Consider the following 15,317-nt stretch of genomic DNA (forward strand, 5'->3'; position numbering starts at 1 on the left):
TCGTGATTAGCCCTTGGGCTTGGGAAACGCGGCATTGATGTTGGCGTCGATACTGGCCTTGATGCCCTGGCCATCAGGCGTGGCGCCAGCGCCGCCGCCATTGTTCAGATGCAGCACGCCGCCGGTGTTGAACTCGGCATCACCGCTGGCATAGAAGCTGATTTGCACGCCGGTCAGGTTGATCTGGCCGCTGGCATTGAGCTCCAGGATGCTTTCACCACAGACCAGCCGCAGGTTCTCACCCACTTCAATGACGTAGCTCTGGCTGATGCTGTCGGTCTTGCGCTGACCCACCGAAAGAATGTCTTCCTGTTTGACGATACGCAGGCGGTTGTTGCCGATGGTCACCGTCTCGTTATGCCCGATGCTCTTGTTGCGGTCGTGGCCCACCGAGTGGCTTTCATCCACCTCGACCACGATGTCCTGATTGCGCTCGGCATGGATGTACAGTTGCTCGGCGCCTTTCTTGTCTTCCATGCGGATTTCGTTGAAGTTCGCCGGTGTGCCGCCCTTGCTCGAACGGCTTTTCATGCCGCTTTGGGTGGCATTTTCCGGCAAGTCGTAGGGCACGGTTTGTTCAGCGTTGTAGACGCGGCCGGTGATGATTGGCCGGTCCGGATCGCCTTCGAGGAAGCTGACGATCACTTCCTGGCCGATCCGTGGGATCTGCATCGAGCCCCAGTTTTTTCCGGCCCAGGATTGCGACACACGTATCCAGCAGGAGCTGTTTTCGTTGGACTGGTCGTGGCGGTCCCAATAGAAGTGCACCTTCACCCGGCCGAATTGGTCGGTCCAGATTTCCTCGCCCTTGGGGCCAACCACCAGTGCGGTCTGCGGGCCTTTGACGATAGGCCGATGGGTGTTGGGCAGGGGGCGGTAGCTTTGTTGCGCGTCGATGCAGGTCAGGCTGCTTTCGAACTGCGCCGAAGCGCCAGCGCCGCCGCTTTCCCCGCTTTCCTGGGAAATGTAGTAACGGGCGCCGACGATCAGGTATTCGCGGTTCTGGTCCTGGCGGCTGAAGCCGGTGAGGCTGAACAAATGACCCGACCCCAGGCCCCGGGCGTTGCCGGCCAACTCGACCTGTTCGTGCAGGGTCTGCAAGGCTTCGATGCGGGTGCGGGCGTAATGTTCGCCGTCTGCACTTTGCACATAGGTGCCCGGATAGTCGTACAGCGGATAGTCGCCTGCGGTGTGCGGACGCGGCATGGCCGAGCGCACGTCAATTCGCGCGCTGGGGCGCTGAAAGTCGTAGTCGTTGAGTTCCAGTGAGCCCGGCTGGACTTCCTGGGCCAGGTGCCAATCGTGAATATGATCGCGTTCGCGCTGCTGTTCATTCTTCGGGTAGTAGGGCACCGAAGCATAGCCGGGCGCGCCGGTGTGAGCACCGTAAGCATCGGCCAACACCAGCACGTGACGACCCTGTTCATGGCGGAAGAAGTAGTAGATCCCTTCCTGCTCCATCAGGCGGCTGACGAAATCGAAACTGGTTTCGCGATACTGCACGCAGTATTCCCACTCGCGATAGGGCCGGCTCAGGGCATCTTCGAAATCGGAAAAACCCAGGTCGCGAAAAACCTGTTTGATGATCTGCGGGATGGTCAGGTTCTGGAAAATCCGGCAATCGGAGGTGCGGGTCAGCAGCCATAGCCAGGGCCGCAGCGTGGCCTGGTAACTGGCGAACTGGCCCTGGTCGACGTTCTGGCTGCAACGGGCAACGATGCCATGGAAATAGCGCTCGCCACCGCCGTCCAGTTGCAGGCTCAGGCACATGGGTTTGCCCAGCAACTGGTTGAGGTCGATGGCGTTGTCCAGCGAGTGCAATTGCAGCTCATAGTTGAACAGCCGCCCCAGCTCTTCGCCGCCGCCCATGTCCTTGAGCAACAGCACATCCGGCCCCAGGGGGCTGGTGATTTTTGCCAGGCGTGAGAGTTGCTTGAATAGCATCAGTTATCCCGTAAACGTTGTAATCGCCGCGCCGCTTTTTCCCTGCCGTAACCGGATCAAGTGTGGGAGCTGGCTTGCCTGCGATAGCGGTGTGACATTCAGCATTGATGCCGATTGATACATCGCTATCGCAGGCAAGCCAGCTCCCACACTGACGGCATTCCTTCAGGGGCTATGCGGCGTCGCTGAAGTCGTAGTGCAATTCGTTATCCCGGGCGCTGATCCGCACGCCTGCCAGCGCTTTGCCTTCGAGCATGCGGGTGAGGAACTCGCGGCTCATGTCCGGCAGCAGGCTGTTGGTCAGGATGGTGTCGATCATTCGCCCACCGCTTTCGGTTTCGGTGCAGCGGGAGACGATCAGGTCGATCACCGCGTCGTCGTAATCGAAGGCCACTTTATGGGTGTTCTCCACGCGCTTTTTGATGCGGTTGAGTTGCAGGCGGGTAATGGCCTTGAGCATCTCGTCGCTGAGCGGGTAGTACGGAATGGTCACCAGGCGGCCCAGCAATGCCGGCGGGAAAATCTCCAGCAGCGGCTGGCGCAAGGCCTTGGCGATCTCTTCGGGCTCGGGCACGTTTTGCGGGTCTTTGCAGACCCGGGCAATCAACTCGGTGCCAGCGTTGGTGGTCAGCAGGATCAAGGTGTTCTTGAAGTCGATCACCCGGCCTTCGCCGTCCTCCATCACGCCTTTGTCGAACACCTGGAAGAAGATCTCATGCACATCCGGGTGGGCTTTTTCCACCTCGTCCAGCAGCACCACGCTGTACGGTTTGCGCCGCACGGCTTCGGTCAGCACGCCGCCTTCGCCATAACCGATATAGCCCGGTGGCGCGCCCTTGAGTGTGGACACGGTGTGGGCTTCCTGGAATTCGCTCATGTTGATGGTGATGACGTTCTGCTCACCGCCGTACATGGCTTCGGCCAAAGCCAGGGCGGTTTCGGTCTTGCCCACGCCGGAGGTGCCCGCGAGCATGAACACGCCAATTGGTTTGCTCGGGTTGTCGAGGCCGGCGCGGGAGGTCTGGATGCGCTTGGCGATCATCTGCAAGGCATGGTCCTGGCCGATGATGCGTTTTTTCAGGTGCTGGTCGAGGTTGAGCACGGTTTCCAGTTCGTTACGGGCCATGCGGCCCACCGGAATCCCGGTCCAGTCAGCGACCACCGAGGCCACGGCCTGATAATCGACCGTCGGCAGAATCAGCGGGGTTTCACCTTGCAGGGCGGTCAGGCGCTGTTGCAGGTCCACCAGTTTCTCGCGCAGGGCGTGGCTGTCGTTACTGCCAACGTCGCTGTCTACCACGCCGACGCTTTCGCGCAGGGTGGCGCGGGTGGCGAGCAGTTCGTCCACCAGGGTTTTCTCTTCGGCCCAGCGGCTTTCGAGTTCGGCCAGGCGTTCGCGCTCGGCGGCCAGCAGGTTTTCACTGTTGCTCTGACGGGCGCCGATGACGATGCCGATGGCGTGCTCGCGGGCGATGATTTGCAGTTCGGTTTCCAACGCCTCGATGCGGCGACGGCTGTCGTCCACTTCGGCCGGCACGGCGTGCAGGCTGATGGCGACCCGGGCGCAAGCGGTGTCCAGCAGGCTCACGGATTTGTCCGGCAACTGGCGCGCGGGGATGTAGCGATGGGAGAGCTTGACCGAAGCTTCCAGGGCTTCGTCGAGGATCTGCACCTGATGGTGTTTTTCCATGGTCGAGGCCACGCCGCGCATCATCAGCAGCGCCTTGTCTTCGGACGGCTCGGCGACTTGCACCACCTGGAAACGGCGGGTCAGGGCCGGGTCTTTCTCGATATGCTTCTTGTACTCGGCCCAGGTCGTGGCGGCCACGGTGCGCAGGGTGCCCCGGGCCAGGGCCGGTTTGAGCAGGTTGGCCGCGTCCCCGGTGCCGGCGGCGCCACCGGCACCTACCAGCGTGTGGGCTTCGTCGATAAACAGGATGATCGGTTTTGGCGAGGCCTGGACGTCTTCGATGACCTGGCGCAGGCGCTGTTCGAATTCACCTTTCATGCTCGCGCCGGCCTGCAACAGGCCGACGTCGAGGCTGCGCAGTTCCACGTCCTTGAGCGCTGGCGGCACGTCACCGGCGACGATGCGCAGGGCAAAGCCTTCGACCACGGCGGTTTTACCGACGCCGGCTTCACCGGTCAGAATCGGATTGTTCTGCCGGCGGCGCATGAGGATGTCCACCAGTTGGCGGATTTCTTCGTCACGCCCGACAATCGGATCTAGCTTGCCGCTGCGGGCCTGCTCGGTGAGGTCGACGGTAAAGCGCTTGAGCGCTTCCTGCTTGCCCATGGCGCTTGGAGCCATGGCGCCACTGGCTTCACCGGGCACGCTGCCGGCGTTGAAACCATCGCTGGCGCTGAGCGCATTTTCCGGCGAGTCACCGACGTATTCGTCAAAACGCTCGCTCAGGGCTTCGACCTTGATCTTGTCAAACTCTGCCGACAGCCCCAGTAGCCCATGGCGCAGGCTCGGCGTCTTGAGAATGCCCAGCACCAGGTAACCGGTGCGCACCTGACTTTCGCCGAACATCAGGCTGCCGTAGACCCAGCCACGTTCCACGGCTTCTTCCACATGGGAGGACAAGTCAGTGATTGAAGTCGAGCCGCGTGGCAAACGGTCCAGGGCTTCGGTCAGATCACGGGCCAGGCGCGCCGGCTCGATGTTGAACTGACGGATGATGCGGTGCAGGTCTGAGTCCTGCAATTGCAGCAACTGATGAAACCAGTGGGCCAGCTCCACATAAGGGTTACCGCGCAACTTGCAGAACACGGTGGCGGCTTCGATGGCTTTGTAAGCCACGCTGTTGAGTTTACCGAACAACGCGGCGCGACTGATTTCACCCATGCTCTTGGCTCCTTGAGGTCTGTGAGGTGTTGGCTTGCTCGGCGTAATGCCGGGCGAGTATTAGATCGTTGGCATCTTTTTCAGGACGTCCCAGCCAGGTGTTGAAACCCAGGCGGAAGCGCCCATTGAGTTGCAACGCCGGTACTTCGGGCTGTTTCAGAATCAGGTTCAGGTCCCAGTCCAGTTCATGGCCCAGGTATTCGGCCACCCAGGCCACCAGCTCATTGAAGGGTTGGCTGCCGGGCAACATGCCCATGTAGTCATCCAGCTTGAGTGGGCCCAGGCGAATACGGAATTTGTGCTGGCGATCCCAGACGTAGCGACCCAGGCAAAAATCCACGCCCAATTGATGGGCGCTGACACCCACGCGGCTGCGTTCGGGCAGCTCCAGCCATTGGCCGACGTACTCTTCGATTTCCACCGGCAGGCCGAAGTACTCGCTGAGAATGGCCTTCAAACCGTCCGGGTAGCGGGTTTGTGCCGACAGATGACCGCTGTAATGCAACTTCGCCGTGTCGGGGATCCGCCCTTGTTTGAGCAGGCTCGGCATACCCCGGCCGCTCAGTGCTGCCAGGCGTGCCGACCAGTAGTCATCGTCCGGGCGGTCATGGCTGACCGTCGGCCGCGCTTCGGCCCAGGCCCGGTAAAACAGGCTCAGCAGGCGGTGATGGAACACATCCAGGAAGCGTTTACTGGTGCTGTCGGCGTTGTTGCGCTGGCGTTCGCGCACATATTCGGTGATGTGCAGCGGCAATGGACCGTTGGGGCCGCCGAGGCCGAAAAAGAACTGCTCCAGACGCGCCGGCGCACCGTCGATGCCCGGCTGTACCGACGCCAGGGTCGCCGGGGCGAAGGTGCAATCGGCCTGTTGCCCAAGGCGCAGCGGATCATCGGCCAGGCGCAACGAATGGCCCAGGCGCGGCAGTTCAGGCGATTCGCACTCGATGCGCCGCAACGCCTGGAAGAAGTCGTATTCCCAGGGCTCCTGGTGCATCGCGTCCAGGGTACTCACAGGGTCGGACGACGTCCGGGCTTGGCTTTCCATCGCATGATCTCGCCGCGTTCGGTGGTACGGATCACCGTCTCGGTAAAACTGTTGATTGACACGTAGCGTGCCAGGAAGCGCTCGAACACTGCACCGAGCAAGAAGACTCCTGTGCCGCGAAACGCGTTTTCATCGAATTCCAGGGTGATCTCCAGGCCACGACCGAACACGATCGGGCCCGGCATGGGCAAGCGTCGGGTGCAGGCCTTGCTGCTGACTTCGCGCAGGCCTTCGATCTGCAATTGCAACGCCGCATCGTTGCTGTCGCCGTACAGGCGCAGCAGTTCGCGCAGGGCGGCGGCGCCCTGGCCTTGTTCGCTGAGGGACAAATAATTCAGCGAAAGCTGGCTGATCAACCGCCATGCCTTGGCGTCGTGGGCATGGCTGGCGCGTGGGCGGCTCGGGCCTGCCACGCAGCGCACCGCCGCTACCGGTGCGCTGTCGGCCAGGGTGAAATCGGTCTTGCTGTTGCCCACGCTCATGAACAGCGGCAGGTCGCGGTTGGTGCACAACGCTGTTACGCCCAGTTGACGCAGATCGTGGCGATAAGGCGCCTGCTGGCTGTCCACCAGGCTGACGAAGGTTTCGCTGCCGATGTAAGTCGAGCGCGGGCCGTTGCGCCGCTGGCCGCTGGACAGCACGCGGGGTTCGCGCCGCACCGTGTACCAGGCCTGATCGCGGCCGTAGCGAGACGGATCGCGTACCGCATAGAACGGCAAAAAAGGCTGCTCCGACCCGGTGCCGTGGCCGGTGAGGGTGGTCAGGGAATGAATCTCGAAATCCATCGGCCGGGTGCGGTCGGCGATCACATGGTGTTCATTGACCCGTTCCGACAAGTGAATGCGATCCAGGCGCTTGGGAAACAAGTTGATTGCCGGGGTGCAGAACGGCAGGAACTGCGCGGCTCCGACGCTGCCTTCCAGGCTCGGATCGTGACGGTCGAACAGCACGATTATTTCCAGTTCCTGGCCGTCGCAGCGTTTGACCGCACGGCTCAACTGGGTGAAATCGACGAACAGAAAGCGCTGGGGCAGGGCGAAGTATTCCTGCAGCAGGCGATAGCCCTGGAAGGCCCGCGAGACCACTGGCAGCGCGGCGTCGGTATCGTCGAATCCCTGGGAGCGCAATGCGTCCTGCGGCAGGCGTTCCACCCAATCGCCGCCGGGCTTGCGGGCGAACACGGCGCAGACATTGCCCAGCAGCTGTTCGTAGAGTCGGAAGGGTTGTTCGTCTGCGCCGTTGAGGTACAGCGGCAGGTTGTCCAGGGCCAGACTGTTGAATGGTAGTTCGGCGCCAGTGCGCAGGGTCAGGCGCAGACCGGCCTTGGCCTTGGGTTCGCTGGCGGCCAGGCGCCCGAGCACGGCGGACGGGTTGCCGAAATACTCGGCCTGGCTGACCTGCAGCGGCCACAACGTCACCGCGTGGGCGGTGCGGTACTCGCAGCAGGTTTGGGTTTCGCGGCCCAGGGCGGCACGCAGGACCGTGTCCCGGGGCAGCGGGAAGCCGCTGCTCAGCGAGCCTTCATCGGGGTCGGCCTGTAATTGCACCACGGTCATCGACGGTGTCGGCGCCAAGTAATGGGGGTACGCGATTTCCAGCAGGTTATGAGTGAAGGTCGGGTATTCGGCATCGAGCTTGAGCTGTACCCGCGCCGTCAGATAAGCAAACCCCTCCAGCAAACGCTCGACGTACGGGTCGGCGCAGTCCATGCCGGACAACGTCAGCCGACTGGCGATTTTCGGGTATTCCTGAGCGAACTCCGCCGCGCTTTCGCGCACGTGGTGCAGCTCCTGGTTGTACAGTTCCAGCAGGCGCGGGTTCATGAGCGTCTCCGTTGTTCGGCGTTGATCACTCGCACATGGCCGGATTCCAGGTCCAGGTCGGTTTGCAGCACCAGGCGCAGCGGCACTGGCTGAGCCCAGAGATCGCCTTCGATCTCGAAACTCAGGGCGTTGTGGTTCATCTCGGCGGATGCCCGGGCCCGCACGCGCAAAGTGTTACGCAGAATCCGCGGTTCGAAGGTGGCGATGGCCTGGTGGATCAGCGCTTCAAGCGCCGCGATATCGACGTTCGATGCACTATTGCCGGCCAGGGCTGGCAGCCCGAAGTTGACCACCGACGTGCCGGCCTCGGTGTGCAACGTCGCATCGGCGCTGAGCAACGAAGTGGTGTTGAGCAGCCACGCCAGGTCACGCAGCACCGAGGCTTTCAATTGGGTCAGGGAGAGCACGCGCTTGTCGGCGCTTTCCTTGAGGTTGCTCGGATCGTCGTCGGTCAACCGGTCCAGCAGGGACGGTTGCAGGCGATCGCGGGTGGCGATTTCGGTTACCAAATGAAAAGACCCGTGTAATCTTTCTGATCCCCAGCACCGCGCAGGCAACTGGCACTGCGCGCGACCACCGAAGGTTCGAGCTGGCCTTTGACTTGGCGTACGGCGCGGTACTCGGACCGGCATTCACGACTGTTCGCAGGATCAACGCTCACATGCAGCACGATCACGATCGGTACGTTGTTGAAGGATTCGACGTGAGGTTTGCCCTGTCGGTCGACAGCAAATTGGCAAGGCCATGGCATCTCGAGGGGCAGCACGCTCTGATCCGGTTTACGCAACACGCATTGCTGCTGATCGTTCCCCAGCGTCAGTCGTTGTTCGCCCAGAGTGACGACCTGATCCTCGGAAGCAGGGGTAGTCTGTTGGCCGGCGCACGCCCACAGGCTCGACAACACACAGCACAGAGCCGCCAGGTTTCGGCTGGATCTGATCATGTCAGCTCCCAGAACCAGATGGCCCTGGATCGGTAGGCAGGGTCGCTGTAGCGGCCAATGGTCAAGCCACGATTCCATAGGTCGATATGATCGCCTGTGCGATTGTCAGCAGACTCCCCTGACTGCTGGAAGCAATCCTTGAAAAAGATGAGCCCGGTCTTGTCTTGCAACTTGCGCCGTTCTTCGGCACTTCCACCGAGAATCTGTGGCCGCCCCAGATGATGCTTCCACAACCAGTTCGCCAGTGATTCGGCACCCCTGGCGTGTTCATGTGCACATTTGGGTTCGGTGTAGGTGGATTTGTTGACCTTGATGGTCAGCTCTGCATTGAGTGTCATGCTCATGCGGATAGCACACTGATTTTCCCATGGCCCGTTGCAGGGTTTTGCGTCAGGGTGCGTAGCCAAGAGGTCGGAATACGCTTTCCACAAATTAATAAACGAAGGCTTGGCCATGACTCAGATACCGGAGGGGAAAGGATTGGATTCGAGCAGGCACTAAAACACCCCCGGCGTATAACGCCGGGGGCATCTTCGATTACACCTTGACGTTCTGACGGATGTTCCAGCCGAACTTGACCGGCCCGCCTTCCTTGGTGCCATCGGCCTTTTGCGGCTGGTAGTCCACCAGCACCTTGGCGAAGTTCAGGGTGAGGTTTTCGGTCAGGCGATCATCGCTGCCCGAGCCGCCGGTGCTCAGGGACGTGACCAGCACTTCTTCCAGATTGATGATCATGTACTCGACCTGGCTTTCGCCGCCGGCCTTGCGCACGGTCAGCTTGACCTTGTCGATGTGCTTGCCGCTGGCGCAGTGCATCATCAGGTTCGGTGAAGCTTTGTCGACGTACTTGGTCAGCGACAGGTCCTGGATGTTCACCTTGCCGGCACCACCGCCACTGCCCACGTGCATATTGCCGGACTGAGACATGCCCCAGCTCCAGTTCAAGACGTCGATCTCGTCCTTGTGGGCCTTGTCCATGGACTCGCCCTTGATGTCGCCGATCTTGATGAAAATATCAACAGCCATGTTTTCTCCCTGTGTGGTCTCTACCACATTGTGTTTTGTTGATCGTTCCCACGCTCTGCGTGGTAACGCATCTGGGGACGCTCCGCGTCACTGGGACGCGGAGCGTCCCGGGCGGCATTCCCACGCAGAGCGTGGGAACGATCACATCAAGGTCGTTTTTATGCGCCTTTGGCCGAAGGCAGCTTGGATACCAGGCGCAGCGACACGGTCAGACCTTCGAGCTGATAGTGCGGGCGCAGGTAGAACCTGGAGTTGTAGTACCCCGGGTTGCCTTCCACGTCCTCGACGATCACTTCGGCCGCGGCCAATGGGTGCTGGGCCTTGGTGGTTTCGGTGGAGTGCGCCGGGTCACCGTCGACGTAGTTGAGGATCCAGTCCTGCAGCCAACGCTGCATCTCGTCCTTCTCTTTGAAGGAGCCGATCTTGTCGCGCACGATGCACTTCAAGTAATGGGCGAAACGGCAGGTGGCGAACAGGTACGGCAGGCGCGCGGCCAGGTTGGCGTTGGCGGTGGCGTCCGGATCGTCGTACTCAGCCGGTTTCTGCAATGACTGGGCGCCGATGAACGCAGCGAAGTCGGTGTTTTTCTTGTGCAGCAGCGGCATGAAACCGTTCTTCGCCAATTCCGCTTCGCGGCGGTCCGAAATGGCGATTTCGGTCGGGCACTTCATGTCCACGCCGCCATCGTCGGTGGGGAAGGTGTGCGCCGGCAGGTTTTCCACTTCACCGCCAGACTCCACGCCACGAATGCGCGAGCACCAGCCGAAGTGTTTGAACGAACGGTTGATGTTCACCGCCATCGCGTAAGCGGCGTTAGCCCAGGTGTACTTGGAGCTGTCGGCACCGTCGGTGTTTTCTTCGAAGGCGAAGGCCTCCACCGGATCGGTCTTGGCGCCATACGGCAGACGCGCGAGGAAACGCGGCATGGTCAGGCCGATGTAGCGCGAGTCTTCCGATTCGCGCAGCGAGCGCCAGCCAGCGTATTCCGGTGTGGTGAAGATTTTGGTCAGATCGCGCGGGTTCGACAGTTCCTGCCACGAGCCCATGCCCATCACGGTCGGCGATGCGGCGGCGATGAACGGCGAGTGCATGGCGGCGCAGACTTTCGACAACTCGCCCAGCAACTCGACATCCGGCGGCGACTGGTCGAAGTAGTAATCGCCCACCAGGCAACCGTAAGGTTCGCCGCCGAACTGGCCGTATTCTTCTTCGTACATCTTCTTGAAGATCGGGCTCTGGTCCCACGCGGTGCCCTTGAATTTCTTCAGGGTCTTGTGCAGGTCAGTCTTGGAGATATTGAGCACGCGAATCTTCAGTTGCTCATCGCTCTCGGTGTTGTTGACCAGGTAGTGCAGGCCACGCCAAGCGCTTTCCAGTTGCTGGAAATCGGGGTGGTGGATGACCTGATTGACCTGGGCGGTGAGCTTGGCGTCGATGGCCGCGATGATTGATTCGATCGACTTGATGGCGTCGTTGGACACCAGGTCGGTCTGCGCCAGGGCCTGTTCGGCCAGGGTGCGCACGGCGGTCTCGACGGCTTCGCGGGCGCGGTCGGTCTTGGGTTTGAATTCCTGCATCAGCAGGTTGGCGAACTCGCTCGGCTCGGTGGAGCTGCCTGCAACGGGCTGATTATCTTGCTGCAACTGGGTCATGATCGTTCGTCCTGATTAAGCGCTGGGCTCGGAGTCCTGGGGCTTTGGCGCACTCGCCAGGGCCTGGAGCAACGCCGGATCCTTGATGGCCTTCATGATGATTTCTTCGGCACCGGTCTTGCCGTCCATGTAGGTCAGCAGGTTGGCCAGTTGGGTGCGCGCTTCGAGCAATTTGTTCAGCGAGTCGACTTTGCGCGCCACGGCGGCCGGGCTGAAGTCGTCCATGCTTTCAAAGGTGATGTCCAGGCTCAGGTTGCCTTCGCCGGTCAGCTCGTTGGGCACGTGAAATGCGACGCGTGGCTGCATGGCCTTGAGGCGCGAGTCGAAGTTATCGACATCCACTTCGAGGAACTTGCGATCGGCCACGGGCGCCAGAGGCTCGGCGGGCTTGCCGGCGAGGTCCGCCATGACGCCCATGACGAAGGGCAACTGGACCTTTTTCTCGGCGCCGTAGAGCTCGACGTCGTACTCGATCTGCACTCGAGGCGCACGGTTGCGCGCGATGAATTTCTGAGAACTTTGCTTCGCCACGTTGCTGCTCCTGGTCGCTTGAGCGACGGTGTTGGCGTCATCGGTGGTACCGGTGACGTGACTGCGTGATCCGTTCGCTTTTATTCGCTGTCTGGTCCGCGCAGGTTTTCAAATTGGCTCATGCCGTCGGGAATCAGGTTGCGCACGATGGCCGCAAAGTCGGCGTGCACCAGATTCTTCGCCCGGTTCAACAGCACCGGCAGCGGGCTGGAGGGCTCATGACGGGAGTAATACGCAAGAATCCGGTCCAGGCTGCGCAGCACGTCGTCGCGGTTGTTGATTTCGCCGGTGCTGCGCGGTGTGCTCGGCACGGCGGGGTGTTCAACCGGCGCGGCACTGTCGTCGCTGATGGAATCGGGCAGGGGGCTGTCGCCGCTCTGCGGGGCGAACTGGCCGAGAATCTGCAGGGCCATTTTTAGCGGTTGCTTCAACGGGCCAAGGTCAACGCCCTGGGCGGAACCGATTTGTTCGCTGATCTGTTGCTCGATGGCCTCGGCGACGCTGCGGGCCTCGTGCAAAGCTGCACGGGTGATTTCCAGTTGTTCGGGATCGCTGTCCAGGAACGCCCCGGCGAGCTGTTCGGCGCCGAGGTTTTCGTCAGGGAAACTTTGCAGGCCGCTGGCATTGGCGGCGGCGCGCAGGCTGACAGCACCAAAGGTTCGCGAACGGGCCAGGATGCTTTCGCGCAGCAGGCGAATGGTGGTATCGGACGTCAGGCCGGCGAGGGCATTGATGCGCACGGTGGGGTCGTTGTTGTCTTCGGCATCCAGGCGCGGATGCAGGTCGGCCCAGTACTGCTTGAGCAACTCGCTGATCAGCGTCAGGACGCGGGCCAGGCCGGTGACGCCTTCGAGGGCAAGGGAGCTTTGCAAAAGGAAGTGGGTGATACGCAGGTCTTTGCTGCGCTGCAGCAAATCCAGACTTTGCTGCTGGATGCTGCGCCATTCAGGGGGGGCGGCAGGCAATATCGAATCGCCCATGCTGCGCTCGGGCTGGCCTTGGGAATCGCGTTCCAGGCGCAAAAAATCCGCGTCGTATTCCAGATCTTCGCCACAGGGCGAAGTCGCGGAAACGGCGGCGAGCAACAAAGGCACTTCCACTGAATTTGATCTCCCTATCGCCCGACTGACAGAGTCGGGCAGTTCACACGTTAGCGCCAGGTGGAACTACGCATGTTTCCTTGAGTGTAATGGCCCTTTGGATACGCAGCGATCTCAAAGTGCCATCATTGTTATTCAAGAAGTTGTTATTTTTGGTGTAGTACTTATGGCTTGTCAAGGTAAGCTATTTCCCCTGTGTGACAGATGTGAAGTGCTTAACAACCCGCGCGACCGACGGGTCGAGGCAGGCACTGATGCAGGTTTTTTGTCATTCAAGCCGGTTAAGATCAGCAAACATGCTGGCAAAAAGCCGTTTTCGAGGTTGTTTGCAAGGTTGTCGGACCGAGTCTGGCGGGAGTGAATCCCGATTCGTCCGCGCGCAAAGTGTTCAGCAAGGAGGCAAGATGTCGCTGTGTTTGACTATCACTAGTTATCACAAAATTACCCCTGGCCAGTGCCCTGAGAAATCCATGAATCAGGGTGTGATGGCGATAGGCCGAAACTCTGATAATGATTGGGTATTGCCCGACCCTGAGCGCTTGGTTTCCGGCAAACATTGCAGTATTCAATATAAAGATGGCCGGTATTACTTAACCGATAACAGCACTAATGGTGTGGAATTGGTCAAGGCCGGTATTCGTCTGCGCAAGGGAAACAGCGAGCCATTGCAAGATGGCGAAGTTATTCGCATCGGTGATTATGAAATCCAGGCGCGTATTGATTTCAGTCTGCCGGTGACCGACGGCAATCCTTTCGCTGATTCGTCCAGCAGTTTTGAGGCCCTGATGGGGCGTCAGGGCGCCGTCGTGAATTCGCCGACGTCGTTGCCCGTGACACCACCTGCGCATTTTCAGGGCGTATCGGCCATGGACACGATGCCGGACCTGTTCGACTTTCTGACACCGACCAGCGTTCCGCCAGCCACCCAGCCGGACCATGTCCCGGCCGAGCTGCACGACTTCCGCCCACCGACCCCGATCCCCACCCCAACGCCCGTGGCCGGACCTGCACCGCTGGTGTCGGCCCCGGTGATTCCGGAAGATTGGGACCTGTTCAGCGACAAGCCTGCGTCGGTGGCTGTTGCCCCTTTGCCTGTTGCAGAGGTTGCGCCGCCAGCCGTACCTCACATCAGCGTACCGATCGAGCCGGCACCCCGTTGCGAACCGCCCGTGGCCGTCGTCGAACGCCTGGTCGATCCGGTCAGCCCGGCCGACAATTCTCAACCCGACCTGTTGCAAGCCTTTCTGCGCGGTGCCGGGCTGGATCAAGTGCGCCTGGACAAGGCCCAGGCTGAGGCGCAAATGGAAAGCATCGGCCGCAGCTATCGGTTGATGGTCGAAGGCCTGATCGATGTCTTGCGCGCCCGTAGCAGCCTCAAGGGCGAGTTCCGCATTCAGCAGACGATGATTCAACCGGTGGAAAACAACCCGCTGAAATTCGCTCCCAACGTCGATGAAGCGTTGCTGTTGCTGTTACGCCACAGCAATCAGGCGTTCATGGCGCCGGACCTGGCCGTGCGCGACAGCTTCGATGACTTGCGTGCCCACCAATTGGCGGTGATGGCTGGCGTGGAAGCTGCGATCAAGCACCTGCTGGCGCGCTTCGAGCCGGCGCAACTTGAAGAGCGCATGGGCAAGCCCGGTGGCCTGTCGAGTATTTTCAGTGGCTCGCGACAGGCCCAGTACTGGCAGCAGTTCACCGAGCTCTACAGCAATATTTCCCGCGAGGCCCAAGAGGATTTCCAGGACCTGTTCGGTCGGGAATTCAGCCGCGCCTACGAAGAACACAGTACAAGGCAGCGCCGCGGCTGAGCATCGCCATCGCATAGCGCCATTCATAGCAAAGAACGGAACAACGGATAGCTGAAACGTCATTGAGGACGCAGGATGATTCCCAGGTTTTTACTCGCAGTCGCCACCGTGCTTCTGCTGACCGCATGTGCCAAGGATGCGGCCAAACCCCAGCCCGAAGCGGCTGAGGCCGAGGCCGACACTGCCGCCGTCGAGTTGCACTTTCACGCCATTGCCGGGCTCAACCCCGGCGCCACTGGCCAGCCAGCCCCGGTCCGGGTGCGTATTTTCGAATTGAAAAACGCCGCCACCTTCGGCCGTTCCGATTATTTCGCACTGGCCGAACGGGCCCAGGCGACGCTCGGCACAGATTTGATCGATCAGGACGAAGTGCTGATCCAGCCCGGCCAGCAGTTGAGCCTGCAACGCGACCTCGACCCGGCCACCCGCCATATCGGCGTACTGGTGGGGTATCGCGAGCTGGATCAGTCGTTGTGGCGTGCGGTGATGAATGTCCCGCCGCGCCAATACACCGAATACCAGATCAGCCTCGACGTGCGCGCCGTGCGCAGCGCCGTCGTGGTTTCCCCATCCAGCCCTGCCCAATAAGCA

At 60.9% G+C, this 15,317-nt stretch carries 13 protein-coding genes; 2 read left to right on the forward strand and 11 right to left on the reverse strand.

The features are described 5' to 3' along the window. Positions 1-6: 6 nt before the first annotated feature. From tssI to tssA, 11 genes are all read right to left on the reverse strand, one after another. Complete coding sequence (gene tssI, locus AB3226_RS15285; protein ID WP_367373636.1) at positions 7-1,944, reverse strand: type VI secretion system tip protein TssI/VgrG; 1,938 nt, start codon at positions 1,942-1,944, stop codon at positions 7-9. A gap of 172 nt (positions 1,945-2,116) precedes the next feature. Then, a complete protein-coding gene (tssH, locus tag AB3226_RS15290) occupies positions 2,117-4,795 on the reverse strand; it encodes a type VI secretion system ATPase TssH (protein WP_367373637.1) in 2,679 nt (892 codons plus the stop codon). Further along, positions 4,788-5,840: a type VI secretion system baseplate subunit TssG gene (gene tssG, locus AB3226_RS15295; RefSeq protein WP_367373638.1), complete on the reverse strand. Its 1,053-nt coding sequence runs from the start codon at positions 5,838-5,840 to the stop codon at positions 4,788-4,790. Before tssG ends, tssH begins: the two co-directional genes overlap by 8 nt. Further along, positions 5,804-7,663: a type VI secretion system baseplate subunit TssF gene (tssF, locus tag AB3226_RS15300; protein ID WP_367373639.1), complete on the reverse strand. Its 1,860-nt coding sequence runs from the start codon at positions 7,661-7,663 to the stop codon at positions 5,804-5,806. The genes tssG and tssF overlap by 37 nt, the downstream gene beginning before the upstream one ends. Next, a complete protein-coding gene (gene tssE / locus AB3226_RS15305) occupies positions 7,660-8,172 on the reverse strand; it encodes a type VI secretion system baseplate subunit TssE (RefSeq protein WP_367373640.1) in 513 nt (170 codons plus the stop codon). The genes tssF and tssE overlap by 4 nt, the downstream gene beginning before the upstream one ends. Next, a complete protein-coding gene (locus AB3226_RS15310; protein WP_367373641.1) occupies positions 8,166-8,606 on the reverse strand; it encodes a hypothetical protein in 441 nt (146 codons plus the stop codon). Before AB3226_RS15310 ends, tssE begins: the two co-directional genes overlap by 7 nt. Then, positions 8,603-9,061 (reverse strand): type VI secretion system amidase effector protein Tae4, encoded by a 459-nt coding sequence (locus AB3226_RS15315; RefSeq protein WP_367373642.1) that lies wholly within the window; start codon positions 9,059-9,061, stop codon positions 8,603-8,605. Before AB3226_RS15315 ends, AB3226_RS15310 begins: the two co-directional genes overlap by 4 nt. An 82-nt stretch (positions 9,062-9,143) precedes the next feature. After that, positions 9,144-9,632, reverse strand: a complete 489-nt coding sequence (locus tag AB3226_RS15320) for a type VI secretion system tube protein Hcp (protein WP_007894494.1) — start codon at positions 9,630-9,632, stop codon at positions 9,144-9,146. 158 nt (positions 9,633-9,790) lie between these two features. After that, on the reverse strand, positions 9,791-11,284 hold the full coding sequence (gene tssC, locus AB3226_RS15325) for a type VI secretion system contractile sheath large subunit (protein WP_367373643.1): 1,494 nt from the start codon (positions 11,282-11,284) through the stop codon (positions 9,791-9,793). A gap of 15 nt (positions 11,285-11,299) precedes the next feature. Then, positions 11,300-11,815 (reverse strand): type VI secretion system contractile sheath small subunit, encoded by a 516-nt coding sequence (gene tssB, locus AB3226_RS15330; RefSeq protein WP_367373644.1) that lies wholly within the window; start codon positions 11,813-11,815, stop codon positions 11,300-11,302. A gap of 80 nt (positions 11,816-11,895) precedes the next feature. Continuing rightward, on the reverse strand, positions 11,896-12,915 hold the full coding sequence (gene tssA / locus AB3226_RS15335) for a type VI secretion system protein TssA (RefSeq protein WP_367373645.1): 1,020 nt from the start codon (positions 12,913-12,915) through the stop codon (positions 11,896-11,898). Positions 12,916-13,319: 404 nt separating this feature from the next. Here tssA and tagH point away from each other — a divergent pair, with 404 nt between their 5' ends. Continuing rightward, entirely contained in the window at positions 13,320-14,726 is a 1,407-nt protein-coding gene (tagH, locus tag AB3226_RS15340; RefSeq protein WP_367373646.1) for a type VI secretion system-associated FHA domain protein TagH, read from the forward strand. Between the two features lie 75 nt (positions 14,727-14,801). Next, positions 14,802-15,314, forward strand: a complete 513-nt coding sequence (gene tssJ / locus AB3226_RS15345) for a type VI secretion system lipoprotein TssJ (RefSeq protein ID WP_367373647.1) — start codon at positions 14,802-14,804, stop codon at positions 15,312-15,314. Positions 15,315-15,317 lie beyond the last annotated feature (3 nt).

The organism is Pseudomonas lini, from assembly GCF_964063345.1.
Taxonomy (GTDB): Bacteria; Pseudomonadota; Gammaproteobacteria; order Pseudomonadales; family Pseudomonadaceae; genus Aquipseudomonas; species Aquipseudomonas lini_B.